22 protein-coding genes are annotated in these 23548 nt (G+C 63.8%); 9 read left to right on the top strand and 13 right to left on the bottom strand.

What is annotated here, in order from left to right:
* Nucleotides 1-123: 123 nt before the first annotated feature.
* The 3 genes from P3R38_RS03205 to P3R38_RS03195 form a co-directional block, all read right to left on the bottom strand.
* On the bottom strand, nt 124-714 hold the full coding sequence (locus P3R38_RS03205; protein WP_027908005.1) for an HAD family hydrolase: 591 nt from the start codon (nt 712-714) through the stop codon (nt 124-126).
* A complete protein-coding gene (gene tesB, locus P3R38_RS03200) occupies nt 711-1580 on the bottom strand; it encodes an acyl-CoA thioesterase II (RefSeq protein ID WP_023378583.1) in 870 nt (289 codons plus the stop codon). Before tesB ends, P3R38_RS03205 begins: the two co-directional genes overlap by 4 nt.
* A gap of 95 nt (nt 1581-1675) precedes the next feature.
* Nucleotides 1676-2245 (bottom strand): GNAT family N-acetyltransferase, encoded by a 570-nt coding sequence (locus tag P3R38_RS03195; RefSeq protein ID WP_023378582.1) that lies wholly within the window; start codon nt 2243-2245, stop codon nt 1676-1678.
* A 163-nt stretch (nt 2246-2408) separates the two neighbouring features.
* Here P3R38_RS03195 and P3R38_RS03190 point away from each other — a divergent pair, with 163 nt between their 5' ends.
* The 3 genes from P3R38_RS03190 to P3R38_RS03180 all read left to right on the top strand — a co-directional run bounded on the left by P3R38_RS03190 (nt 2409) and on the right by P3R38_RS03180 (nt 5488).
* The gene (locus P3R38_RS03190; protein WP_023378581.1) at nt 2409-3098 is read left to right on the top strand and encodes a histidine phosphatase family protein; all 690 of its coding nucleotides are present in this window, start codon (nt 2409-2411) and stop codon (nt 3096-3098) included.
* Between the two features lie 75 nt (nt 3099-3173).
* A complete protein-coding gene (locus P3R38_RS03185; protein WP_023378579.1) occupies nt 3174-4088 on the top strand; it encodes a histone deacetylase in 915 nt (304 codons plus the stop codon).
* Nucleotides 4089-4237: 149 nt separating this feature from the next.
* Nucleotides 4238-5488: a TIGR03862 family flavoprotein gene (locus P3R38_RS03180; protein ID WP_104882987.1), complete on the top strand. Its 1251-nt coding sequence runs from the start codon at nt 4238-4240 to the stop codon at nt 5486-5488.
* A 45-nt stretch (nt 5489-5533) separates the two neighbouring features.
* On the opposite strand, the gene P3R38_RS03175 is transcribed toward P3R38_RS03180, so the two are convergent.
* Both P3R38_RS03175 and yedA read right to left on the bottom strand, forming a co-directional pair.
* Nucleotides 5534-6865 (bottom strand): DEAD/DEAH box helicase, encoded by a 1332-nt coding sequence (locus tag P3R38_RS03175; RefSeq protein WP_023378577.1) that lies wholly within the window; start codon nt 6863-6865, stop codon nt 5534-5536.
* A 56-nt stretch (nt 6866-6921) separates the two neighbouring features.
* Nucleotides 6922-7842: a drug/metabolite exporter YedA gene (yedA, locus tag P3R38_RS03170; RefSeq protein WP_023378576.1), complete on the bottom strand. Its 921-nt coding sequence runs from the start codon at nt 7840-7842 to the stop codon at nt 6922-6924.
* Nucleotides 7843-7993: 151 nt separating this feature from the next.
* Here yedA and P3R38_RS03165 point away from each other — a divergent pair, with 151 nt between their 5' ends.
* Nucleotides 7994-8452, top strand: a complete 459-nt coding sequence (locus tag P3R38_RS03165) for an Lrp/AsnC family transcriptional regulator (protein ID WP_027908001.1) — start codon at nt 7994-7996, stop codon at nt 8450-8452.
* A gap of 2 nt (nt 8453-8454) precedes the next feature.
* On the opposite strand, the gene P3R38_RS03160 is transcribed toward P3R38_RS03165, so the two are convergent.
* Together P3R38_RS03160 and P3R38_RS03155 are read right to left on the bottom strand one after the other, a co-directional pair.
* Nucleotides 8455-8934 carry an NYN domain-containing protein gene (locus tag P3R38_RS03160; protein WP_023378574.1) on the bottom strand — a complete coding sequence of 160 codons (480 nt, stop codon included), beginning with the start codon at nt 8932-8934 and terminating at the stop codon, nt 8455-8457.
* 63 nt (nt 8935-8997) lie between these two features.
* Nucleotides 8998-9741: a DUF2076 domain-containing protein gene (locus P3R38_RS03155; protein ID WP_027908000.1), complete on the bottom strand. Its 744-nt coding sequence runs from the start codon at nt 9739-9741 to the stop codon at nt 8998-9000.
* A 155-nt stretch (nt 9742-9896) separates the two neighbouring features.
* On the opposite strand from P3R38_RS03155, the gene P3R38_RS03150 reads away from it, so the two are divergent.
* A complete protein-coding gene (locus P3R38_RS03150; RefSeq protein WP_023378572.1) occupies nt 9897-10553 on the top strand; it encodes a YciC family protein in 657 nt (218 codons plus the stop codon).
* Nucleotides 10554-10596: 43 nt separating this feature from the next.
* Here P3R38_RS03150 and hrpB read toward each other — a convergent pair whose 3' ends face one another.
* Complete coding sequence (gene hrpB / locus P3R38_RS03145) at nt 10597-13125, bottom strand: ATP-dependent helicase HrpB (protein WP_104882990.1); 2529 nt, start codon at nt 13123-13125, stop codon at nt 10597-10599.
* Nucleotides 13126-13243: 118 nt separating this feature from the next.
* Between hrpB and P3R38_RS03140 the strand changes: the two genes are divergently transcribed.
* Nucleotides 13244-13663: a hypothetical protein gene (locus tag P3R38_RS03140; protein WP_023378570.1), complete on the top strand. Its 420-nt coding sequence runs from the start codon at nt 13244-13246 to the stop codon at nt 13661-13663.
* A gap of 25 nt (nt 13664-13688) precedes the next feature.
* Nucleotides 13689-14558, top strand: coding sequence for a cation diffusion facilitator family transporter (locus P3R38_RS03135; protein WP_023378569.1), 870 nt, complete (start codon nt 13689-13691; stop codon nt 14556-14558).
* A 69-nt stretch (nt 14559-14627) separates the two neighbouring features.
* Here P3R38_RS03135 and P3R38_RS03130 read toward each other — a convergent pair whose 3' ends face one another.
* A complete protein-coding gene (locus P3R38_RS03130) occupies nt 14628-15467 on the bottom strand; it encodes a DUF6515 family protein (protein WP_027907997.1) in 840 nt (279 codons plus the stop codon).
* Nucleotides 15468-15862: 395 nt separating this feature from the next.
* Here P3R38_RS03130 and P3R38_RS03125 point away from each other — a divergent pair, with 395 nt between their 5' ends.
* Entirely contained in the window at nt 15863-16339 is a 477-nt protein-coding gene (locus tag P3R38_RS03125; RefSeq protein ID WP_016712159.1) for an Lrp/AsnC family transcriptional regulator, read from the top strand.
* Nucleotides 16340-16358: 19 nt separating this feature from the next.
* Entirely contained in the window at nt 16359-16562 is a 204-nt protein-coding gene (locus P3R38_RS03120) for a DUF2788 domain-containing protein (protein ID WP_023378567.1), read from the top strand.
* A gap of 72 nt (nt 16563-16634) precedes the next feature.
* Here P3R38_RS03120 and P3R38_RS03115 read toward each other — a convergent pair whose 3' ends face one another.
* From P3R38_RS03115 to P3R38_RS03100, 4 genes are all read right to left on the bottom strand, one after another.
* The gene (locus tag P3R38_RS03115) at nt 16635-17270 is read right to left on the bottom strand and encodes a pseudouridine synthase (RefSeq protein WP_027907996.1); all 636 of its coding nucleotides are present in this window, start codon (nt 17268-17270) and stop codon (nt 16635-16637) included.
* A 6-nt stretch (nt 17271-17276) separates the two neighbouring features.
* Nucleotides 17277-18740 carry an AMP nucleosidase gene (amn, locus tag P3R38_RS03110; RefSeq protein WP_023378565.1) on the bottom strand — a complete coding sequence of 488 codons (1464 nt, stop codon included), beginning with the start codon at nt 18738-18740 and terminating at the stop codon, nt 17277-17279.
* An 851-nt stretch (nt 18741-19591) separates the two neighbouring features.
* On the bottom strand, nt 19592-21244 hold the full coding sequence (locus tag P3R38_RS03105) for an acyl-CoA dehydrogenase family protein (protein WP_023378564.1): 1653 nt from the start codon (nt 21242-21244) through the stop codon (nt 19592-19594).
* A 102-nt stretch (nt 21245-21346) separates the two neighbouring features.
* Nucleotides 21347-23338 carry a hybrid sensor histidine kinase/response regulator gene (locus P3R38_RS03100; protein ID WP_027907995.1) on the bottom strand — a complete coding sequence of 664 codons (1992 nt, stop codon included), beginning with the start codon at nt 23336-23338 and terminating at the stop codon, nt 21347-21349.
* Between the last annotated feature and the right edge of the window lie 210 nt (nt 23339-23548).

Raw genomic sequence — 23548 nt, 5'->3', positions numbered from 1 at the left:
GAACTCCTTGGATGGGGAAGCAGAACAGGAGCTTAGCCAGCAATGGCGGCGGTGTCTGTAATGGCCCCATCGCCGGCGGACGCCGCGCAGCCCCAGGCGGATTGTCCGTTGGCGACAGGCCCTTCAGCCCAACAGGCTGCGCAACGCGTGGCAGTCGGCGGCATGCCAGTCAGCAAGCTCAGGCCAGGGGTTGTCCGGCAGGTTCACCAACACCGTTCGCGCGCCCGCTGCGCGCCCGCAATCGAGGTCGAAACGATAGTCCCCGACCATCACCAGCTCGCCCGGGGCCACGCCCCACGCATCAGCGATCTTCAACAAGCCATCTGGGCTGGGCTTGGGCGCGGCCTCGTCACGCCCGAGGATGTGCTCGACTGCAAAGCAGTCCGCCAAACCGATCGCTTCCAGGGTCACATGCGCCAGCTCCCGGGCATTACGGGTCAGAATACCCAGCCGGCAGCCACGCGCGGCCAGCTCACGCACCAGCTCCACCGCGCCGCTCGCGGCCGTGGAGGCAATGGCCAGGTCACGCTCGTGCTCCAGCAGCCAGGCATGCTTGGCTGCCGCCTCCGCTGCTGGCAACGCCGCCAGATGGGTGAGGATGTCATGCTCGGCAGGAATCTCCAACGCCTCGCGGATGGCCGCGAAATCGTGCACCGCCACGGTGAGCGTGCCGTCCATGTCGAACACCCAGTTGCGAATCTCGGCGAGGCTCATGCCCAGTCCTTGCGGTGACGAATCAGACCTTCCTGGGTGGAGGACGCCACCAACTGACCGGCGCGGTTGTAGATGCTGCCACGGCAGAAACCACGGGAGTTACCAGCCCACGGGCTGTCGGTGGCGTACAGCAGCCATTCATCGGCGCGCAGGTTACGGTGGAACCACAGCGCGTGGTCGAGGCTGGCGATCTGCATATCCTTCTGCCACACCGACTTGCCATGGGGCTGCAGCGAGGTGGTCAGCAGGCCGAAGTCCGAGGCATAGGCCAGCAGGTACTTGTGCAGCGCCGGGGTGTCCGGAAGGCTGCCGTCGGCGCGGAACCAGGCGTACTTGACCGGGTCGCCAGCCTTGGGATTGAACGGGTCGCGCTCGGTGACCGGGCGGATTTCGATCGGTTTGGCACACAGCACCTTCTCGCGAATGCGCTCGGGCAGGTGATCGGCCATGGTGCGCGCCAGCTCGACTTCACTGGGCAGATTCTCGGGGCCCACCACATCAGGCATCTGCGCCTGGTGCTCGAACCCCTCCTCGTCGTACTGGAACGAGGCACTGCAGGTAAAGATGGTCTGGCCCTTCTGGATCGCCGTCACCCGGCGCGTGCTGAAGCTGCCGCCGTCGCGCACGCGGTCGACCGAATAGACCACCGGCAGGCTGGCATCGCCCGGCCGCAGGAAGTAGCCATGCAGCGAATGCACATGGCGCGCATCCTCGACCGTCTGGCTGGCCGCCGACAACGACTGGCCCAGTACCTGACCACCGTACAGCTGGCGGAAGCCCAGGTCCTGGCTGCGTCCGCGGAACAGGTTTTCCTCGATCGACTCGAGGCTCAACAGGTCGACCAGGTCGTCCAACACATGGCTCATCGGGGGTTCTCCTAGCAAGGCATCACAGCTCTTCGGCGCGCTCATCGGGGTAAATGATACAGGGTTTGTCATCGGCACCGCGCATGGCCAACCATTCAGCCGCGCAGGGTCTGCTCCCAGTGCGCCCGGTCGATGCGATACAGCACATGGGGGCGCAAAGGGTGACCTGCGGGTAGGCGGGGGTGTTCGAAACTGCCAGAAACGTCCTGCACCATGCCAATGGCCTGCATGACTTTCTGCGACGGCAGGTTGCCCTCGGTAGTGAACGACACCACTTCATCCAGGCGCAATTGGGCGAAAGCACAACGCAGGCACGTCCAGGCCGCCTCGCTGGCGAAACCCAACCCCCAGTGCCGCCGCGCCAGGCGCCAGCTTATCTCGACGGCCGGGGCGAAGGGGGCGTCGAAATTGACGTTGAGTAGGCCAGTCATGCCGATGAAGGCACCACTGTCCTTGCGCTCGAGCGCCCACAGGCCAAAGCCGTATTCGTTGAAGTGACCACGGATCCGTCCGATCAAGGCTGCCGCTTCCAGGCGCGTCATGGGGGCAGGGAAATAGCGCATCACCTGCGGGTCCGCGCACAGGGCGGCGAACTCGCGCAAGTCGTCGTCGTGCCATTGACGCAGCACCAGACGTGCGCTTTCCAGATGCAGGATAGGGGTCATCGATGAGGCTCCGGTTTCACGGTCTTGCAGTTTAAAGCGTAGGCGCGGCCAGGGCGCCTTGAATGCAATTTTCACAACCCCTTCACCGCCTCCCGACAGCACGCTTTCCAGAATGCCGGCATCCAACGCCGCGCCTGGCGCGGTCATGCCATCGGAGTGACGCATGCAGTCGAGCAACACACTGGAAGCCCCTATCGCCCACACCCAACGCAAGCGAAGTGGACGCCTGCGCACGCTTCTCGGTGCCGCCTTCGGCCTGTGCCTGATACTGGCGGCGTTGAGCACCTGGCTGGCAACGAGGACGCATATCGTGGACCTTGGCAACGAACAACAGTTAAGTGACAGCGGCCTGCTGCAGGACTGGGCCGAGGGTGCGGTGATCGTCATGGTCCGCCATGCCGAACGCTGCGACAGCGCCCCCGGCCCGTGCCTGGACGACCCCACCGGCATCACCGTGGCCGGCAGTGAGGCCGCCACCCGCGTCGGCCAGGGCTTGCAACACCTGGGGCTGGCCAACGCTGACATGCTCAGCAGCCCCAAGCTGCGCACACGCCAGACGGCTCATTTCATTCTTGGCCAAGCCGTGCCCAGCGAAGATTGGCTGGAGCGCTGCGACCGCTCGTTCGTCGACGATGCGCTGGCTCGCAAGCGCCCAGGCCACAACCTGGTGCTGGTCACCCACAATGGTTGCATCGACCATTTCCAGCGCGCGCAGAAGGTGGCTGGCGGCGAGCGTGACAGCGGATACGCCAGCGCCCTGTTCGTTTCGGTGGACAGCACCGGCAAGGCAAGGATCCTGGGGCGCATGAACGCGCCGGACTGGCAGCGGGTACTGGCCACGACCGAGCGGTAGCCTTGCAACGCTGGCATTGGCAACGACACGGCAACTGCTGGCAAGATGGCCGCTGGCCCTGAATGCGAACCTGCCATGCCGTTGCCGTTGATCTACCACGAAGACTACAGCCCGGAATTTCCCCCCGAGCACCGCTTCCCGATGGACAAGTTCCGCCTGTTGCACGATCACCTGATCGACAGCGGACTGACCACCGACCAGGCGCTGCTGCGTCCGGAAATCTGCCCGAACGACGTCCTCGCCCTGGCCCATGACAGGGGCTACATCGAGCGCTACATGAGTGGCGAACTGTCTCGCGAAGACCAGCGCCGTCTTGGCTTGCCATGGAGCGAGGCCCTGGCTCGGCGGACCGTGCGCGCCGTCGGCGGGTCGCTGCTCACCGCCGAAATGGCGCTGCGCCATGGGGTGGCCTGTCACCTGGCCGGCGGCACCCACCATGCCCACTATGACCACCCCGCCGGCTTCTGCATTTTCAACGACCTGGCGGTGATCAGCCGTTACCTGCTGGAGGCTGGGCGCGTGCACCGGGTCCTGATCTTCGACTGCGACGTGCATCAGGGCGACGGCACCGCGCGCATTCTCCATGACACCCCCGATGCCATCACCGTGTCGCTGCACTGTGAACAGAACTTCCCGGCCCGCAAGGCGCAAAGCGACTGGGACATCCCGTTGCCCCGAGGCATGGGCGACGCTGCGTACCTGAAGGTGGTGGACGATGCCCTCAACTACCTGTTACCGCTGTACCAGCCCGACCTCGTGCTGTACGACGCTGGGGTGGATGTGCACAAGGACGATGCCTTGGGTTACCTGCAACTGACCGATGAGGGCCTGGCTGCGCGTGACGAACAGGTCCTGCGCCATTGCCTGGGCCGCGATATCCCAGTGGTGGGCGTCATCGGTGGCGGCTACAGCAAGGACCGTCTGGCCCTGGCCAAGCGCCACGGGATCCTTCACCACAGCGCTGCGAAAGTCATCGGTTGTTCACAATGACTGTGGAACCGCTTGTGGATAACCTGCGGGAAAGCGGCTGCAGCCCTCTGAACACCTGGCGTACAAGGTACTGATCATTTTTTGTTCAGTGCCGCCACAGGCCTGCCTGCGGTAGAATGCGCGCTCTTTTCCACAGCCTGCCCCCCACCATGCCCGATCTACACCCTGCCTCCCCTCCCCTGGTCGCCGTCATTGGCGCCGGCCCCGCTGGCTTGATGGCCGCCGAAGCCCTGGCCCAGGCCGGCCTCGCCGTGGAGGTCTTCGACGCCATGCCTTCGGTGGGTCGCAAGTTCCTGCTGGCGGGCGTGGGTGGCATGAACATCACCCATTCCGAGGCTTACCCGGCCTTCGTTTCGCGCTACGCCGAACGCCAGGGTGAGATCGACGCCCTGCTGCACGACTTCGATGCCGATGCTTTGCGCCAGTGGATCCACGGCCTGGGCATCGAGACCTTCGTCGGCACGTCGGGCCGTGTCTTCCCCCGCGACATGAAAGCCGCGCCACTGCTGCGTGCCTGGCTCAAGCGCCTGCGCGACAGTGGCGTGGTTATCCACACCCGCCATCGCTGGCTGGGCTGGAACGATGACGGCAGCCTGCGGATTGCTTATCCACAGGGCGAACTGAGTGTACGCGCCAGTGCGGTAGTCCTGGCGTTGGGTGGTGGTAGCTGGGCACGCCTGGGCTCGGATGGCAGCTGGCAGCCGCTGCTGGCCGCCCGGGGTGTGGATATCTCGCCGCTGCAACCGAGCAACTGTGGCTTTGAAGTCGCAGGCTGGAGTGCATTGCTCAAGGACAAGTTCGCCGGCGCACCACTGAAGAACATCGCCCTCAGCGTGCCTGGCAGTGCGCCGCGCAAGGGCGAATTCATTCTTACCGCCCAGGGTGTCGAGGGCAGCCTGGTGTATGCCTGGTCGGCGCCGGTTCGCGAGGCGATCAACCGTGATGGCCGAGCAACGTTGCGACTCGACCTGCTGCCCGACCGGCCTGTGGATAAAATCGCTTTCGCCCTGGCCAAGCCACGAGGCTCGCGTTCCATGGCCAAGCACTTGCACAGCCAATTGGGGCTCGACGGCGTGAAAGCCGCCTTGCTGCGCGAACTGACCGACCAGGCCACCTTTGCCGACCCACAAGCGTTGGCACAGGCGATCAAGGCATTGCCCATCGAGTTGCTGCGTCCACGGCCGCTGGATGAAGCGATCAGCAGCGCCGGCGGCGTGCGCTTCGAGGGGCTGGATGAGGGGTTGATGATCAAGCAACTACCCGGCGTGTTTTGTGCCGGAGAGATGCTGGACTGGGAGGCCCCGACCGGGGGCTACCTGTTGACGGCGTGCTTTGCCAGCGGGCTGCGAGCGGGGCGCGCTGCGGCACAGTGGTTGGCCCATCCCAAACCCGCACGGTAGGCGCCGGCTCACCGGCGATTGGGCCGCAATGCGGCCCCGACCACCTCAAGGCTTACGCTTACGTGGCCCACTGTTGAAACTCGGCACCTTGCGTACTGCCTTGACCGGGGCTTCCGAGGCCCCAGACTCGGCACTGTCCATCCACCGTCCCAATCCACGCTTGGCGCTGTTCTCTTTCGGCTTCTTGGGCTTCTTCGGCTTCTTGATCACCTGGCCGCTGGCATCGGTCATCGGCACCCGGTGATCGGGGATGAAGTCCGGCTCTTCATGACGCGGTAGGGTCTGGCGGATCAAGGTTTCAATGCTGGCCAGCAGTTGCACTTCGTCGGCACACACCAGCGAAATGGCCTCGCCCTTGTTGCCCGCCCGGCCGGTGCGGCCGATGCGGTGCACATAGTCTTCGGCCACGATCGGCAGGTCCAGGTTGACCACCAGTGGCAGGTCGTCGATGTCCAGGCCGCGCGCCGCCACATCGGTGGCCACCAGCACCTGAATCTCGCGGGCCTTGAAACTGTCCAGCGCACGCTGGCGCGTGGCTTGTGGCCGGTCACCATGAATGCCATCGGCGTTCACGCCCTCGCCCATCAGACGCTCCACCAATTGGTCGACACCGTTACGGGTCTTGGCGAACACCAGCACTTGCTTCCAGCGTTGCTTGCGCAGCAGATGGCAGAACAGGTCGGCCTTGCGCTTCTTGTCCACCGGCACCAGCCACTGCTTGACCGTCGAAGCCGTGGTGTTGCGCGGGCTGACCTCGATGCTCAGCGGATCGTTCAGGGCCAGGCCCGCCAACATGCGGATCTGGTCGGAGAAGGTGGCGGAAAACAGCAGGGTCTGGCGCTTGCGCGGCAAGGCGGCATACACCGCCTGCAGTTCCTCGGCGAACCCCAGGTCGAGCATTCGGTCGGCTTCGTCGAGCACCAGGGTCTGCACTTGGCCGAACTTCACCGCATTCTGACGGAACAGGTCCAGCAGTCGCCCTGGGGTTGCCACCAACAGGTCGACACCCCGGCGCAGGCGCATCATCTGCGGGTTGATGCTGACACCGCCATACACCGCATAGGTGCTCAGCGGCAGGTTTTCGGCATACTCACGGATATTGGCATGCACCTGCTCGGCCAGTTCACGGGTCGGCACCAGCACCAGCGCTCGGATCGAGTTGCTGGCGACTTTTTCCCCTTCGAGGGCCAGGCGCTGCAACACCGGCAGGGCAAAACCCGCGGTCTTGCCGGTACCGGTCTGGGCCGCGGCCATCAGGTCGCGGCCGGCCAGCACGGCGGGAATGGCCTTGGCCTGGACAGGGGTCGGAGTGTTGTAGTCCAGGTGCTGCAACGTGCGCAGCAAGGGTTCGATCAGGCCGAGTTTGGCGAAATTCATGGCAATACCGTCAGGGGGGTTCAGCGAAGGCGGCAAGTTTACCGCAACACCCCACCCTACTTGCAGATTTCGCCTTTCAACGGCTGCACGGGCTGCGGCGGCCTGCGCCACTGTGGCAGGCCGATCAGCACTACCGCGCCAATGATCACCGCCATGGCCAGGCATTCTTCGGCGCCAATGGTCTCACCGGCAAAGACGATGCCGAGCAACACCGCAACTGCCGGATTGACATAGGCATAGCTGGTCGCTGCCGCCGGACGTACGTGCTTGAGCAGGTACATGTAGGCACTGAAGGCCAGGATCGAGCCGAAGAACACCAGGTAGGCAAGCGCGCCCCAACCGGCTGCGGTGGGCATCTGCGTCAAGCGCTCGCCGCTCAGGGCACTGCCCAGCAGCAATACCGCGCCGCCGACCAGCATCTCGGCGGCACTGGCCATCGCGCCCTGGGGCAAGGGCAGGTTTTTGCTCCACACCGAGCCGAACGCCCAGGCCGCCGCCGCGAACAGGATGAGTGCCGCGCCCATGGGGCTGGCTTGCAGGTTCGACCCCAGGTTCAGCAGCCCGATACCGACCAGACCAAGGACGATCCCCGCCCACTCCAACCGCGAGTTGCGGTGACCGAACAGTAGCCCGAACAGCAAGGTGAACAGGGGCACGGTGGCAACCGCCAAGGCCGCCACACCCGATGCAACCCCGGCATGCTCGGCCAGGGTCACACCGCCATTGCCGCAACTGAGCAACAGAAAGCCGATGGCGCCTGCCGCACGCCACTGCGTCCAGCTCGGTGCCGGCACCCCACGCCAGCGCAGGAAGCCATACAACAGGCTACCGGCAATCAAAAATCGCACCCCGGCCATGAGCATCGGCGGCCAGGTTTCGACACCGATGCGGATGAACAGGTAGGTGGAACCCCAGACCAGATACAAGGCCAGGAAGGCACCAATGAGCAACCAGGGAAGGCGACGGGAGGCAGGCATGGAAAAAGACTCGAAATCCGTTTACGGGTGACTTAGTTTAGAAAGGCTTCCGTGCAAACTTAAGTTACAAAACACGTTTAACACGCCCTTACACTTTGCAATGAACGTTTGTTCGGCCATTTTGCCGTTGAATGCAAAGCAGGAACCTCAGATGGACAAATACGACCGCATGCTGCTCGCCGCCCTGCTCGAAAACGGACGGGCCACCTACGCACAACTGGCTCGCCAGGTAAATCTTTCGGCGCCGGCGGTCGCGGAAAGGGTGGCCAAGCTTGAAGCCACAGGGGTCATCTCTGGCTACACGGCCAAGGTCAACCTGGCCAAGATCGGCCTGCCGATACAGTGCGTGATCGAATTGCGGCTGGCCAGCCATGGCAATCAACAGAGCTATGACGAGCTGGCCCGCATACCCGAGCTGACCGAGTGCCACCGGGTGACCGGCGACCCTTGCGTGATCATGCAGGCTGCCGTGGGTTCGATGCTTGAACTGGAAGCGTTGATCAACCGCGTTTCGCAGCTGGGTTTCAGCAAGACCTCGATCATTCTGTCCAGCGCGGTGGAACGGCGGGTGCCGCTGGATCACCTGCAGAGCAATGGCAAGAAAAGCTGAGTTCAATGGCGCAGCAACAGGCGCCCCTCGATAGGTACGTAGCGGCTGGCGGCGCGAATCAGCGACAACGCGGTCAGCCCTGGCACGCCATAGACCACCGCCTCGGTGCCATGGCGCTGGATCACGCGCTCGAGCAACAGGTCGAAATCGCCATCGCCTGAGGCCAGCACCACTTGGTCGACACGGCTGGCGGCATCGATCACATCCAGGGTGATACCCACGTCCCAGTCGCCCTTGGCCGAGCCATCGCTGCGCTGGATGAAGGGTTTGAGACGTACATCGAAACCGAGGTTGCGCAGGATCTGCTGAAATTGCTGTTGTTTGGTGTCGCCACGGTCGATGGCGTACGCCACAGCTTCGACGATCTCGCCCTCGCGACACACATCGGCCCATAGCGCGGTGTAATTGAAGTGGCAACCGTAGGCCTGGCGCACGGTGTAGTAGAGGTTCTGCACATCGGCGAACAGCGCGATCTTCTTCACGACTCACTCTCGGCAGGAAGGGGCGCAACGCACCCCTGAAATGCCTCCAGTATGCCAGACCGGTCAGACGAAGGTGTCGTCGTCGGAGAAGAACCCGCCGTCATCGCTGCCATAGTCGGTATCCGCATACCCCCCCTGATCAGCGCCCCAGCCACCGTTGTCGGCGACCTGCCGAGGCTCGGAAGCGTCGTTCCAACCACCGTTGTCGCTGGCCGGGGCCGGTTCTTCCTTGATCACCTCGACCACCTCATCCGGCTGCGAGTGATGGTTGAACAGGCTGCTGATGCCCTGCGCCAGCAAGACGCCGCCCGCCACACCGGCCGCGGTCTGCATGGCACCGCCGAGGAAGCTGCTGGCACCACTGCGGGCCGGGGCTGCACCGAAACCTGGCTGCTGCACAGGGGGCTGGGAGAACCCAGGTGCGGACGGCTCGCGCCAGCCGCCTCCACCGGAAGCAGGCGCTGCTGGGCGTTGAGGTTGCTGAACCGGCTCTGGGTTGCGTGTGCCTGCGCCGAAGATGCTGGACAGGAAACCACCGCTGCTGCTGTTGCTGCTGCGGGTTGCCTCGAGCTGGGCACGGGCTTGCTTGAGTTCGGCTTCGAGCTGTTTGTTCTGCTCGTCCAGGCGCTTGATCGCAGCCTCCTGGACCAGAATGGCCTGGGCCATGTAGTAAGGCGCGGCCGGTTGCTGTCGCAGGTGGTCCTCGATGCGCGCCTGGGCCTGGGCATCGCGAGGCTGGCTCGGGTCCTCGGCTTGCTTGATGCGACCGAACAGGCCGTCGATCAGGGTTTGTTCTTCAGTGTTCATGGAGCTACCTCATGGGGGAGCAGGACATCGGATGTGTCAAAGATGGGGCGCGTAACCAGAGGATTCAATCATCGAGACGGTTAAACATTTTTTAGCAACTGGCCGCTCTGGGCTAAAGTAAGGCCCCTGCTTCTACAGCCATGCGATGTTGACTGATGAATCCGCTGAGCGTTCTGCGCGACTCCCTGTACTTCTTCCGCCGCCACTTGCAGAGCATCATTGCGCTGTGCCTGCCACTGGTGGTGCTCGAAGCCCTGCTGACTCAACTGCTGTACCGGCAAATGGGCGAGCAGGCCTCACCTGCCTACGGCATGCTGGTCAGTCTTCTGTTCTACCCGCTCTACAGCGCGGCGCTGATCCTCTACCTGGACACCCGCAGCAACGGCCAGGACATCCCCAAGCGCAACCTGTTCGCCCGCGCCGTGCAGCTGTGGCCGCAACTGGCGCTGCTGATCCTGATCAGCTCGCTGCTGATCATGGCGGGCCTGGCGCTGTTCATCTTCCCGGGCGTGTGGATCATGATCAACCTGGTGTTCGCCGAGTACCTGCTGGTTCTGCGCGGCCTGCCAGTGGTGCAAGCGATGCGCGAAAGCGCGCGGATGACCACCGGCCATTTCATGCGCATCATGATCTGCGTGGTGGGCGTGCTGGCGCCGATCTGGCTGATCGATGGCACGCTGCTGATGGCCATTGCAGAGCCTTCGCCGGCCGCCAAGCTGGCCATGGACAGCCTCAGCGGGTTCTTGCAACTGTTCAGCACCGTGGTGCTCTACCGCCTGTTCATGCTGCTCGAAGGCGAAGCTGGCGCGTGATACCTGACCGGCACCGCCCATTTCAGCAACGGTGCCGGCGCTGTCACGTGCCGCGTGGTTTGGCCCGCGCCGTGGCCTCGGCCACCAGCGGGTCATCCGGCCAGTAGTGCTTCGGGTAACGTCCTTTCAAGTCTTTCTTCACTTCGGCATAGGTCGTGCGCCAGAAGTTGGCCAGATCCTGAGTGACCTGCACCGGTCGGCGCGCGGGTGACAGCAAGTGCAGCTTCACCTGCAGGCGTCCTTGCGCAAGACGTGGCGTATCCGCCAAGCCAAAAAGCTCTTGCAGGCGCACGGCGAGAATCGGCGGGTACTCGCTGTAATCGAGCCTGATGTTCGAACCCGAAGGCACTGTCAGCGATTGCGGCGCCAGCTCATCCAGACGTTGCGGCAACGGCCAGGGCAGCAGGTTGCGCAGGATCGAGGACACATCCAGCGCGGCAAAATGGCTCAGCCGCGACACGTTGCCCAGGTACGGCTGCAGCCAGACATCGAGGCTCGCCAACAATGCCTCGTCGCTCAGATCAGGCCATTCGCTTTGGCCGTCCTGCGCGAGATCGAGCTGGCGCAACAACGCAATACGCGCCTGCCACTGGCGCAGTTCCGGCGTCCAGGTCAGCAGGTTGAGGCCTTTGCGTCGCACCAAACCGAGCAGGGCCTTGGTTCGCGCCTCTTCATCCAAACCAGGCAAGGGTTCGCGACTGAGTACCAGTTCGCCCACTTTGCGCTGACGCTCGGCACGCAAAACGTTCTCCCGCTCGTCCCAGTCAAGGATATCGAGGACATCGACCTGCTCGGCCAGCACGCCGTCCAACAGCGCCGGGTCGAACTCGGCCGCCAGGTAGATGCGCTCTTCCCGCTGCCCCTGACGGCTGCCCAGGTCGGCGATCACCAGCCATGGACACTTCATCAGAGCATCGACCTCGGCGAACAGCGCTGCGCGGCCATTGGCCAGGCGATACTCGGCACCGCCCTCGCGGCGCTGCTGAGCGACCCGATCGGGATAGGCCAGCGCCAACAGCGCACCGAGCCAACGAGGATGATCAGGGTCGGTAACCGCCGCTGCAGCCTTGCCGCGCAACAGCCCCCGGTACTGACGGGCCAGCTGGCGCGCACGCTGCACGCCCCCTTGGCTGTCACGACCGGCCTTGGCCTCGCCGCTGACCAGCGCCAGTCGGCTGTGCAAGTCGGCGCCAGCCCCGCGCTGGATATCGCGCTCGCCCAGCAAGGCGGCGACATCGCAGGCCATGTCGGCCAATCCCAGGCTCTGCCCGCGCAACAGCAGGTGCGCAATGCGCGGGTGGGCAGGCAGCTCGGCCATGGCCTGGCCGTGCTCGCTGAGATGATCGCGGCTGCCCGGCTTGAACGCGCCCAGCCGTGCCAGCAGGTCCCGGGCTTGAGCGAACGCAGCAGTCGGCGGCTGGTCGAGCCAGCGCAGTTGCCCTGGTTCAACCCCCCATCGCGCCAGTTGCAGGGCCAGGCCTGCCAGGTCGGCCTGAAGAATTTCGGCACTGCCGTGGGCCGCCAGCTGGTCGTGCTGGGCTTCGGACCACAGTCGGTAGCACACCCCCGGCTCCAGACGTCCAGCCCGCCCGGCACGTTGGGTGGCACTGGCCCGCGAGATGCGCTGCGTGTCCAGGCGCGTCATGCCACTGCCTGGGTCGAAACGCGGGACGCGTGCCAAGCCGGCGTCGATGACCACGCGCACACCGTCGATGGTCAGACTGGTTTCAGCGATATTGGTGGCCAGCACCACCTTGCGCTGGCCTTTGGGCGCAGGGTCGATGGCCGCACGCTGGGCGTTGAGGTCGAGTTCGCCGTGCAATGGGCACAGCAGGATCTCGGGACGTTCGCCGAGGGCATCGCGAAGGCTCTGGTTGACACGTCGAATCTCGGCCTGACCGGGCAGGAACACCAACAGGCTGCCGGTCTGGTCCGCCAAGGCCTGGAGCACACTGTCCACAACCCGTGGCTCGATGAATTCACCGGGTTGGAACGGGCGCCCCCAATGGATATCCACAGGGTGCATGCGACCCTCGCTGCTGACCACCGGCGCATCGTCCAGCAGCCGCGACAAGCGTTCGCCTTCCAAGGTCGCGGACATCAGCAGGATCTTCAGCGGCGGCTCGTCGCGCAGCAGTTCGCGGCCGTTGAGGCTCAGCGCCAGGGCCAGGTCGGCGTCCAGGCTGCGTTCGTGGAACTCGTCGAAAATCAGCAAGCCCACCCCGTCCAGCGCCGGGTCAGCCTGCAGGCGCCGCGTGAGGATACCTTCGGTGACCACTTCGATGCGGGTATGGGGGCCCACCTTGCTGTCCAGCCGGATGCGGTAGCCCACGGTTTCCCCGACCTTCTCGCCCAGCTCGCTGGCCAGGCGCTCGGCCGCCGCACGGGCGGCCAGGCGACGGGGTTCGAGCATGAGGATGGTCTGGCCGGCCAGCCAAGGTTCGTCCAGCAACGCCAAGGGTACCCGGGTGGTCTTGCCCGCACCGGGAGGCGCTTCGAGCACCGCTTCGTCACGGTTTTCCAGCGCCCGGCGCAGGGCGGGCAAGACAGCATCGATTGGTAATGAAATCATGGTGGTCCTCGAACAATCGTCCGAGTATAACGGCGAACCGAGCCTGCTCTATCATGGTCTTAGCATCAGGTGCTGGCGTAACGCCTAGCCTTGCAGTACACCTTTTTCGGAGATTCACATGCGTATCCCTTCCCGCGTCATTGGCAGCGTACTCATCGCCACCCTGCTGACCCAGCTGACGGCCTGTGGCACGCTGTTCTACCCTGACCGTCGCGGTCAGATCGAAGGCAAGATCGACCCTGTGGTCGCCGCGCTCGATGCCATCGGTATCCTGTTCTATGTCATTCCTGGCCTGATCGCCTTCGGCGTGGACTTCGCCACCGGTGCCATCTATTACCCCGGCGGCACCACGGCCCAGGTCGCGCCGGAGAAACTGCGCCAAGCCGTCACGCCCGACGGCAAGGTCGACAACCTCAAGCTGCAGGCCATTCTCGAAAGCGAGCTGGGCCAGCGCTTGCCGCTGAACGACCCGCGCTTGATCCAGCACCGTGGCAGCGTCGAGCAACTGGCCGCTTACGGCCTGGTCCCGGCCGCCTGAACCACACAAGGACATCGCCTCCGGCATGATCACCCCGGCTGAACACCAACGCCTGCTGCGCCTGGCTACCCGCGCCTCATTGGCCGTGGCCAGCATCCTGGTCCTGAGCAAGGCGGTCGCCTGGTGGCTCAGCGGCTCGGTGAGCCTGCTGGCGGGCTTGACCGACTCGGCGCTGGACGCCGTCGCCTCGTTCCTCAACCTGCTGGCCGTGCACTACGCCTTGCGCCCGGCCGATGACGACCACCGTTTCGGCCATGGCAAGGCCGAAGCCCTGGCCGGCATGGCCCAGGCATTGTTCATCGGTGGCAGCGCGGTGCTGATCGCGGTGCAAGCGGTCGAGCGCCTGCAGACACCGCAGCCTCTGGGCGACACCAGCATCGGTATCGCCGTGATGTTGCTGTCGCTGGTACTGACCGTGGCGTTGCTGGCCTTGCAGCACAAGGTCATCCGCCTGACCGGCTCCACGGCCGTACGCGCCGATTCGCTGCACTACCGCTCTGACCTGCTGCTCAATGGCAGCATCCTGCTGGCCCTGGTGCTGGCCCGCTTCGGCTGGCCACAAGTGGATGCACTGTTTGGCCTCGGCATCGCGGTATACATCCTTTGGAGCGCGCTGCAGATTGCCCGGGAGAGCACGGCGATCCTCATGGACCAGGAGCTGCCTGCGGATGTCGCCGAAGGCATGGCCGAACAAGTGCTGGCGGTGCCTGGGGTAAAAGGCGTGCATGACCTGCGCACGCGTATGTCAGGCAACCAATGGTTCGTGCAACTGCATCTGGAGCTGCCCGGGGAACTGCCGCTGCACGAGGCACATGCATTGTGTGTGGCAGCATCTGCGGCGATCCGCCAGCGGTATCCGAAGGCGGATGTGATGGTGCATGCGGACCCTGTCTGAGCCCCCTATCGCCAACGGGTGCGGCAGCCGGCTGGCCGGCGATAGGGTCTATCCAGCCGACACACAGCCTCAGTTGATGCTGTATCCCCGCCCACTCAGACAAGCGCCCAGCGCACGTCGGTAGGTGTCCGCCACGTTGGCGGCGGGCGCATAGCTGGCGTTCGCGGGGTCGAACCCCGACTGGCTTACGGCCCAGCGGTGGCACTGGTAGCGATCCTGATCCTGCTGCTCCTGCCCCTGGCCATACATCGGGTAGGCCACCACGTCATAACCGTTGGCGGCGGGCACTACCGGTGCAGGCCTGGCCACAGGCGGGTTGACCACTACATATTCGCGGCTGTCGGCCAGGTACTGGTAGTAGGTATCGGCCACCAGGAAGAACAACGCCCCGCCCAGCCATACTTCGCGGGCGTAAGGCGGCAGGTAATCGACCCGCACACCATACGGCGGGGTCACCACGATATAGCGGCCCCCATGAGGGCGATACCAGTAACCGCCCGAGTAGAAGTAATCCTGCCCACGGTAGGGCACCTTCCAGTAACGGTCGGGGAAGCGGTCTACCGTATGCCCAGGGCGGTACTGCGGCCCAGGCCCCCAGCCATTGCCATGCCCGTCCGGACGCCCATGCCAGTCGCCCCCAGGCCGCTGACCTGGGCCACCCGCCTCCCACGAACGCACCTCGCCATTGCGACGCGGGATGTCCTGGTAGTAACCCTGTCGCGCTGGTTGAGTTTGACGCACTTCGTCGCGCGAGTTGAGCGCACGGCCTGGGGCGCCACCATTGGCGCCTTGCTGGGGGGTGTCGCCCTGACCGCCATAGCCCTCGCCCGGCCCTTGGGCCAAAGCGCCCAAGCTGATGCCCAGCCCCAACACACCAACACCTGCCAACTGCCAGATGCGCGACTTCATGTTGTTCCTCTCGGTGAATGCACTGCACTGGCCGCCAGTCTACCGCGCCCATGGCAAGGGCAGATGAAAAACGCAGGCATGAAAAAAGGGAGGCCGCTGGGCCTCCCTTTGGGAATTGTCGTCCGTGCTCGGTGCTTGTGGCACCGGCTCACCTCACATCGTCTTCTGGACGGTGTGTAGCCCGGGGGCCTGGCGGATCCTGTTGGATGGCTGGCCGCGACCGCCCGCCTAGGGCGCGTCGCCGTGGACTCATGTCCGGGCAGTGATTCTGTGAGTAACGATACGGGAGACGGTGCAGCAGATGATTGCGAAGATTGCTCGGATAAATAGCACTTGCGCAATTTTTCACCCTGGATTGATAATTCATCGCAATCTGAACAGAAAAGGCCTTTCCCATGAGCAAGCTTGACCGCTACGACCTGAGCATCCTCGCCGAATTGCAGCGTGACGCACGCATCTCCAACCAGGAGCTGGCAGAACGTATCGGTCTTTCGCCCTCCCCATGCTCGCGTCGGGTCAAGCAACTGGAAGACGACGGCTATATCTCGCGCCAGGTCGCCCTGCTCGACCGCAAGAAACTCGGCCTGAGCCTGACTGCCTATGTATTGATCGGCATGGACCGTCACACCCCGGAGCGTTTCGAAACCTTCGAAGCCGCCATCCGCAACCTGCCCCAGGTGCTGGAATGCAGCCTGGTCACGGGAATGGACGCTGACTATCAACTGAAGGTCGTGGTGCCCGACATGGACCATTACCAGAAGTTGCTCCTAGGCAGCCTGACCCGTATCGAAGGCGTCACCAGCGTGCGTTCGAGCTTCGTGCTCAACCAGGTGCTGGCCAGCACCGAAATGCCGCTGACCCACCTGCGCTGATCGCAACAGGAGAAAACAGATGGATCCGGCTGTATTTGAAGAGTGGATGATGATCGTCCTGGTGACCGTGCTGATCGGTTTCATGGGCTTCATCGTCTGGGACCTGGCCAAGAAATCCAAGGCGGGGCGTTTTGGTACGCTGATTCTGTTCTTCGTGTTGGGCCTGGGTGTACTGGCCTTCATCATCAAGAGCGTGGTGGTGGGGTTTCTGGAGGGGGTTTAGCGGTTTGGCGGAGCTCGGCGCCGGCAAGCCAGCTCCTGCAGGGGCGGTGTTGCCCCTGCCGACGGCGCTGGGTTAGCGCACGAGCTTTGGCGCCACCTCGCGCCAGCAGCCCTGGTCCAGGCCATCCAGGGTCCAGTCACCAATACGTACCCGCACCAGACGCAAGGTAGGCAGCCCTACCGCTGCCGTCATCCGCCGCACCTGGCGGTTGCGCCCCTCGCGAATCACCAGCTCCAGCCAACTGGTCGGCACGCTCTTGCGAAACCGCACCGGCGGATTGCGCGGCCACAGATCAGGCTCATCCAGGCGCCGCGCTTGTGCTGGCAAGGTGGGCCCGTCGTTGAGTTCCACGCCGTCGCGCAGCCGCTGCAATTGCTCGTCGCTCGGCTCGCCTTCGACCTGCACCCAATAGGTTTTGGCCAACTTGTGCTTCGGATCGGCGATGCGCGCTTGCAGTCCACCGTCGTTGGTCAGCAGCAGCAGGCCTTCACTGTCACGATCCAGCCGCCCGGCTGGATAGACGCCCGGGATGTCGATGTAGTCCTTGAGGGTGGCACGCCCTTCGCCGTCACTGAACTGGGTCAGCACGTCGAACGGCTTGTTGAACAGGATCAGGCGGGGCTCGGCCGGCGGCGCCTTGGGTTGGCGACGGGGACCGGCAGGCCGCGCCGAGGGGCGGCGCGGCTTGGAACGGGGTGGCAGGGGCATGGATCCTCAGCGGAACGGCGGCTCATCGAAGCTGCGCAGTTTACGCGAGTGCAACGAATTGAGCTCGGTACGCAACAGATCGAGGGCAGCGATGCCGATTTTGAGGTGCTGGCTGACGGCGCGGTTGTAGAAGGCATTGGCCGAGCCAGGCAATTTGATCTCGCTGTGCAGCGGCTTGTCCGAAACACACAGCAAGGTGCCGTACGGCACACGCAGGCGGTAGCCCTGGGCGGCGATGGTGCCGCTTTCCATGTCCACCGCCACGGCGCGGGACAGGTTGATCAGCGGACGCTCCTGGGCCCAACGCAGCTCCCAGTTGCGGTCGTCGTAGGTCAGCACGGTGCCGGTGCGCAGGCGCTTCTTCAAGGCCTCGCCACGCTCGCCGGTCACCTGCGCCGCGGCTTCCTGCAGTGCCAGTTGCACTTCCGCCAGGGCCGGAATCGGAATGTTCGGCGGCACGACCCGGTCGAGGATACCGTCGCGGCGCATGTAGGCGTGGGCCAGCACGTAATCGCCGATGGTCTGCGACTGTCGCAGGCCGCCACAGTGGCCGATCATCAGCCAGCAGTGCGGGCGCAGCACCGCCAGGTGGTCGGTGATGTTCTTGGCGTTGGACGGGCCGACACCGATGTTGACCAGGGTGATGCCATCACCATCGCCGGCGATGAGGTGGTAGGCCGGCATCTGGTAACGGTGCCAGACGACGCTGGCGACCAGCGCTTGGGCCTCACCGTGGTCCATGCCCTTCTCGATCACTACATTGCCTGGCAACACCATGCGTACGAAGCGTGGGTCCTCGCGCAATTGCTCCAGGCCGTGGCTGATGAACTGGTCGACATAGCGGTGGTAGTTGGTCAGCAGGATCCACGGCTGCATGTGGCGCCAGTCACTGCCGGTGTAGTGCACCAGGCGGCGCAGCGAGAAGTCGACGCGGGCGGCGTCGAACAGCGCCAGCGGCAGGGTTTCGGCGCTGCCCCAGTCGCACAGGCCGTCAGCGATGTTGTCGGTGGCGGCTGACAGGTCGGTGCTGGGGAATACCCGCGCGAGTTCTGCGGCGGTGATGCCGCTGCCGGCGAGTTCGTCGCCTTGGTCGACCACGTAGGGGTATGGGATGTTCTGTTCGCTGACACCGACTTCCACCGTTACGGTGTAGTCGCTCATCAGCGGGCGCAGCTGTTCCAGGAGGTAGCTTCTGAACGCGGCGGGTTGGGTGACGGTAACGCTGTAGGTGCCGGCTACCTGGACTTTGGCGTAGGCCCGGGTGGTGGCGGCGACTTCGCCATGGCTGTAGTAGGTCAGGCGCAGGGCCGGGTAGCGGAACAAGGCCCGCTCGTCGTCATTGGGCTGGGTACGGTCCTTCAGGTAAAGCTTCAGGGCCTGGCTGAGGGCCCCGGTGGCCTGTTCATGCAAGGCCGCCAGACGATCGACGGCCTGTTCGGGGGTATCAACGACTACAAAAGCTTGGCTCACACTGGGCTTCCTGTCTGGACATGCATGGGAGTCATCTTGCCTACCTTCGCGGGTAATTACATCCCCATTGATCAGGAGTATCTCGCTCTGGCTTGGCTGTCGCTGTGGCTTGGCTGTCGCTCTGGCTGTCGCTGTGGCTTGTGCTCTGGCTGTCGCTGTGGCTTGTGCTCTGGCTGTGCTGTGGCTTGTGCTCTGGCTGTTGCTCTGGCTTTTCGTGCGCGATAGTCCAGACACCACGAATTGCGACGTCAGGAGGCCGGAGTGAGGGAACCCCGGAGCGCAGCGTAGGGGCCGGATGATAGGAGCCAGACTTTTTTGGTTACTTTTTGGGGCGTCTGCCAAAAAGTGACCCGCTGTAAGAGCGGAAAGGTGATTGAGCGTCGCCTTGGCAAATGGATATGCTCATAAATCTAAATACCAAACTTCAAACCTCAAACCTCAAACCTCAAAGCGAATACTTGGTACTGGCATTCAAATAGCGTGAATATCCATTTGCCATGGAGGCGCCTATTCACCTTTCCGCCCTTCCGGCGGGTTACTTTGGTCGTGGCCAAAGTAACCAAAACCGTTGGCTCCTATCATCCGGCCCCTACGCTGCGCTTCGGGGTCCCCTCGCTACGGTCTTGCTCCCGGGAGGACCGCGCTGAACGGCCCATCCTGGGCCGCAGCGCTTGACGGGCATCCATGCCCGTCACCTCCCTCCGCAAGCCCTACGCTCGGCCTCCTGACGTCGCAATTCGTGGCGTCTGGACTATCGCGCATTAGAAGCAAAAGCAGAGCAAAAGCAAAAGCAAGAGCAAGAGCAAGAGCAAGAGCAAGAGCAAGAGCAAGAACTCAAAATGAGGCGCTTCTCAATTTGACCAAACAGGCGTAGCTCTCGCCACGAGCGCTCCTACATCAATACCCCTGGGCAACGCCCCATACACCCGGCCACCCGTGCACAACCGGCTGCCAATGAATGCATCACTCACCGCTGTATTACCTGCCTCCAGCAACAATTTGGCCTGCAGCGCCAGCGCAATATCTTCGGTCAACTGCCGGGCGCGGTATTGAATGTCTCCGGTGTCGGCAAAAGCCCCCTTGAGATTGCCAATATGCGCTGCAAGCCGCGGGTCACCATGGCCATCGCCCAATTCGGCGAACAACGCGTCCAACACTCCCGGCTCCTTGGACAACGCCCGCAGCACATCCAGACACTGCACGTTCCCAGAACCCTCCCAAGTCGAGTTGACCGGCGCCTCTCGGTACAGCCGGGGCAAGATGCTCTCCTCGACATAACCCGCGCCCCCAAGGCACTCCGCCGCTTCGTTGATCATCCCCGGCGCCCGCTTGCAGATCCAATACTTGCCCACCGCCGTCACCAACCGCGCGAAGTGCGCTTGCTGAGGATCGTCCAACTGATCGAGCGCCTGCCCCATGCGCAAGCTCAAGGCCAGCGCCGCCTCGCTTTCCAGGGCCAGGTCAGCCAGCACGTTCTGCATCAACGGCTGCTCGCTCAATACCCGGCCACCCACCTTGCGATACGCGCAATGATGGGCCGCCTGGGTCAACGCCTGCCGCATCAAGGCACTGGAACCCACCATGCAGTCGAAACGGGTCATGGCCACCATCTCGATGATGGTCGGCACGCCCCGCCCCTCCTCACCGATCATCCACGCCAAGGCACCACGAAACTCCACTTCGCTCGAAGCATTCGAGCTGTTGCCCAACTTGTTCTTCAGCCGCTGGATATAGAACTGGTTACGACTGTCGTCAGGCCGATGCCGGGGCAACAGGAAACAGCTCAGGCCCTTTTCCGTCTGGGCCAGCGTCAGGAAGGCATCGCACATGGGCGCGGAACAGAACCATTTGTGCCCGACCAACTCGTACGCCTGGCCGGGCCCGGAAGCGCCAACCGGGTAGGCCCGGGTGGTGTTGGCACGCACGTCGGTGCCGCCCTGTTTTTCCGTCATGGCCATGCCAAGGGTAACCCCGGCCTTGTGCCGGTCACCGACGTTTCGTGGGTCGTACTCCCGCGCCAGGATCTTCGGTAACCAGTACTCGGCCAGCTCCGGCTGCACGCGCAAAGCCGGCACCGCAGCGAAGGTCATGGTCAGCGGGCAGCCCGTGCCGGCTTCGGCCTGGCTGTGCAGGTAGGTCATGCACGCTCTGGCCACGTGGGCGCCCGGGCGTGGTTCGGCCCAGGGCAGTGAAGGCAACCCGTGCTCGACAGCCGTGCGCATCAGCTCGTGATACGCGGGGTGGAATTCCACCAGGTCGATCCGATGGCCATAACGGTCGTGACTGCTGAACTCCGGCTTGTGCGCATTGGCCAGAAAGCCAGCCGCCATCAGCGGTCCGCCGGCCAGGGCGCCATAGGCGTCGATCCGCGACTCCGCCCAGCCCGCGCCGCAACGCTGCGACCACTCCTGTAGCGGCTGGTCCAGACGGTACAGGTTGGCGCCATCCAGGGAGGGCGGCTGGTTCGTCACTTCGTGGGTTTCAGCGTACTGGTGCAGGTTCATCGTCGAGCTCCTGGATCCGGGCAAGCCTGAAACCCCAGTGAAGCACTCCCTGCCAGGCAGTCATAGTGACAAATATGACTAAACAGACGGCGACGGAATGACCTAGAACCGCGTTGCCCCGGAGGCCGTCCGCCCGGGAGGCATCTGCACCTGCTCGATGGCCACCTCCAGCGTCAGTTCGAATCGGCTACCCAACCCCCGCGTCGACTCATGGGACAACGTGGCCCCGAGCAACTCGCCCAACTGTCGGCAGATCGACAAGCCGATACCCAGGCCGCCATAACGTCGGGTCATCGAGCCATCCACCTGGAAGAAGCGTTGGTAGAGAATCGCCTGGTCCAGGTCATCGAAGCCGATGCCACTGTCGCTGACCGTGAAGGTCAGCGACAGGCTGTCCGGGCCAAGACGCCGGCCTCGGGCTTGAATCATGACACCCCCCTGATGGGTGAACTTGAGGCCGTTATCCACCAGGCAACCCAGGCAGCGGGCCAGCTTCTGCGCGTCCCCAACCAGCGCGTCAGGCAATTCTGCAGGAATGTCCAGGCTCAGGTACAAACCCTTGCCCAGCGCACGCCCGGCGTAGCCCGCCCGCAGGTCCTGGACCAGACGCCGCAGGCTGAACGGCGTGCCTTGCACACGCAGGCGGCCGGCCTGGAGTTCGGTCAGGGTGAGAATGTCGTCGACCATGTCCATCATGTCCTGCGACGAGCCCACCGCCGTCCGGTGGTACTGAGCCATCTCCGCGTCCATGGGTAGCGTGTGCATCAACTCAAGCGAACCGATCACACCATTCATCGGCGTGCGCAGTTCGTGGGTCACAGTGGCCAGGAACTCGTCCTTCAGGCGGTTACTGCGTGCCAGTTGCTGGTTCAATTGCTCCAACGTCCGCCCCGTGTCGCGTAACGTGCTGGCCTGCTGCTCGCGCAGGCTGTTGATCCGGTCGGCCAGGGCCAAGGACAGCAGCGCCACCTCGAGGGCCGAGCCGAGCTGGCTGGCGTACATGGTGAGGAACACATTCGGCAGATAGCCCAGCACCATCAGGGTGTTGACCAGGCCGCCGAGCAGGAACGCCGACCAGGCGATGATGAACCAGCGCGCCACCCGTAGGCCATGCCACCAGGCATAAAGCCCCGCCGCGAAAATGCTCACGGTGAACGCCAGCGCCAGCAAGGTGGCCATGCGCAAGGCGACGCCATAGGGCATGCTCACTGCCAGCACCATGACCAGCGCACCGCCCAGCATCAACAGTTGCAACAGCCGGTCGAAACCACGGGCAATACTGCTCAGCTGCAGGAAATGCCGGGCGAACTGGCACCCGAACAAGCCGGCAGCGCCAATGAACATCGGCGTCGCCGCATTCGCCCACCAGGGGCTGTCGGGCCAGAAGTAGGCTACGCCCGCGCCATTGACCGATACCTGATACAAGCCGAACGACGCAATATAGGCAATGTAATAGAGGTAGCTGACGTCGCGAACGCTCAGGTAGATGAACAGGTTGTACACCAGCATCACCAGCAAAACGCCGTAGATGATCCCTAGCACGTACAAACGCGCAGGTTGCTCTTCGATGTAGGCTTCGGCCGACCACAGCGCCAAGGGGGCCTGGACCGAGCCCTGGCTGTGCAGGCGCAGATAGGCCGTGACCGCCTGGCCCGGGCGCAAGGGCAGTTCGAAGAGGTAGTTGTTCTGCCGTATCTGCCGGCTGTGGTAAGGCAGCGCGTCGCCGGTACGCTGGGCCAGGCGGTAGGCTCCGCTGGCGTCAGGCAGATACAGTTCGAGATGGTCCAATGGCGGGTAGGCCAGTTCAAGAAGCCACTGACGCGGCGCCGCACCCGGGGCAGCGGCGTAACGCAGGTCGAACTTGAGCCAGAACACCGACGTCGAGTAACCAGCATTGAGCACGTCCTGACCATGCTGGCGGAAACGGCTGGCGAACGCAGGTGCGCTGACCTGAGCGATACTGGCGCTGCCGTCGCGGTCCTCGTAGACCTGCATGACCCTGCCAAGCGGGAGATGCCGGGTCGCGTCGGTTATTTCGACCGCACCGGCCAGCACGGGCAGCCAGCCCAGAAGCACAATCAGCAAATAGCGCATACAGCCCCAGCATGGCCTGTCCGGTCGCGTCGTGGTTGCCCCCCATCCCTTTGAGACGACGTACCCCGGCAGTACCCGTTAGTCGAATTATCCGAGCACTCTAGCATAGCCTTCAACGATAGCATTGGGCCACTTCATATTTTAAAGAAACCGCTCTAGATCAATGGCTTGCAGACATCCGAAACCAATAATTTGACCGATTGATCAACA

The organism is Pseudomonas sp. NyZ480, assembly GCF_029537255.1.
Classification (GTDB): Bacteria; Pseudomonadota; Gammaproteobacteria; order Pseudomonadales; family Pseudomonadaceae; genus Aquipseudomonas; species Aquipseudomonas taiwanensis.
Note: the sequence above shows the minus strand (reverse complement) of the source record. Positions and strands in the feature narration are given on the sequence as shown.

What these genes read in the sequence shown, in the direction of transcription:
- P3R38_RS03205 (WP_027908005.1), bottom strand. Translation starts at nt 714, where the DNA reads ATGAGCCTCGCCGAGATTCGCAACTGGGTGTTCGACATGGACGGCACG.
- tesB (WP_023378583.1), bottom strand. Translation starts at nt 1,580, where the DNA reads ATGAGCCATGTGTTGGACGACCTGGTCGACCTGTTGAGCCTCGAGTCG.
- P3R38_RS03195 (WP_023378582.1), bottom strand. Translation starts at nt 2,245, where the DNA reads ATGACCCCTATCCTGCATCTGGAAAGCGCACGTCTGGTGCTGCGTCAA.
- P3R38_RS03190 (WP_023378581.1), top strand. Translation starts at nt 2,409, where the DNA reads ATGCAGTCGAGCAACACACTGGAAGCCCCTATCGCCCACACCCAACGC.
- P3R38_RS03185 (WP_023378579.1), top strand. Translation starts at nt 3,174, where the DNA reads ATGCCGTTGCCGTTGATCTACCACGAAGACTACAGCCCGGAATTTCCC.
- P3R38_RS03180 (WP_104882987.1), top strand. Translation starts at nt 4,238, where the DNA reads ATGCCCGATCTACACCCTGCCTCCCCTCCCCTGGTCGCCGTCATTGGC.
- P3R38_RS03175 (WP_023378577.1), bottom strand. Translation starts at nt 6,865, where the DNA reads ATGAATTTCGCCAAACTCGGCCTGATCGAACCCTTGCTGCGCACGTTG.
- yedA (WP_023378576.1), bottom strand. Translation starts at nt 7,842, where the DNA reads ATGCCTGCCTCCCGTCGCCTTCCCTGGTTGCTCATTGGTGCCTTCCTG.
- P3R38_RS03165 (WP_027908001.1), top strand. Translation starts at nt 7,994, where the DNA reads ATGGACAAATACGACCGCATGCTGCTCGCCGCCCTGCTCGAAAACGGA.
- P3R38_RS03155 (WP_027908000.1), bottom strand. Translation starts at nt 9,741, where the DNA reads ATGAACACTGAAGAACAAACCCTGATCGACGGCCTGTTCGGTCGCATC.
- P3R38_RS03150 (WP_023378572.1), top strand. Translation starts at nt 9,897, where the DNA reads ATGAATCCGCTGAGCGTTCTGCGCGACTCCCTGTACTTCTTCCGCCGC.
- hrpB (WP_104882990.1), bottom strand. Translation starts at nt 13,125, where the DNA reads ATGATTTCATTACCAATCGATGCTGTCTTGCCCGCCCTGCGCCGGGCG.
- P3R38_RS03140 (WP_023378570.1), top strand. Translation starts at nt 13,244, where the DNA reads ATGCGTATCCCTTCCCGCGTCATTGGCAGCGTACTCATCGCCACCCTG.
- P3R38_RS03135 (WP_023378569.1), top strand. Translation starts at nt 13,689, where the DNA reads ATGATCACCCCGGCTGAACACCAACGCCTGCTGCGCCTGGCTACCCGC.
- P3R38_RS03130 (WP_027907997.1), bottom strand. Translation starts at nt 15,467, where the DNA reads ATGAAGTCGCGCATCTGGCAGTTGGCAGGTGTTGGTGTGTTGGGGCTG.
- P3R38_RS03125 (WP_016712159.1), top strand. Translation starts at nt 15,863, where the DNA reads ATGAGCAAGCTTGACCGCTACGACCTGAGCATCCTCGCCGAATTGCAG.
- P3R38_RS03120 (WP_023378567.1), top strand. Translation starts at nt 16,359, where the DNA reads ATGGATCCGGCTGTATTTGAAGAGTGGATGATGATCGTCCTGGTGACC.
- P3R38_RS03115 (WP_027907996.1), bottom strand. Translation starts at nt 17,270, where the DNA reads ATGCCCCTGCCACCCCGTTCCAAGCCGCGCCGCCCCTCGGCGCGGCCT.
- P3R38_RS03105 (WP_023378564.1), bottom strand. Translation starts at nt 21,244, where the DNA reads ATGAACCTGCACCAGTACGCTGAAACCCACGAAGTGACGAACCAGCCG.
- P3R38_RS03100 (WP_027907995.1), bottom strand. Translation starts at nt 23,338, where the DNA reads ATGCGCTATTTGCTGATTGTGCTTCTGGGCTGGCTGCCCGTGCTGGCC.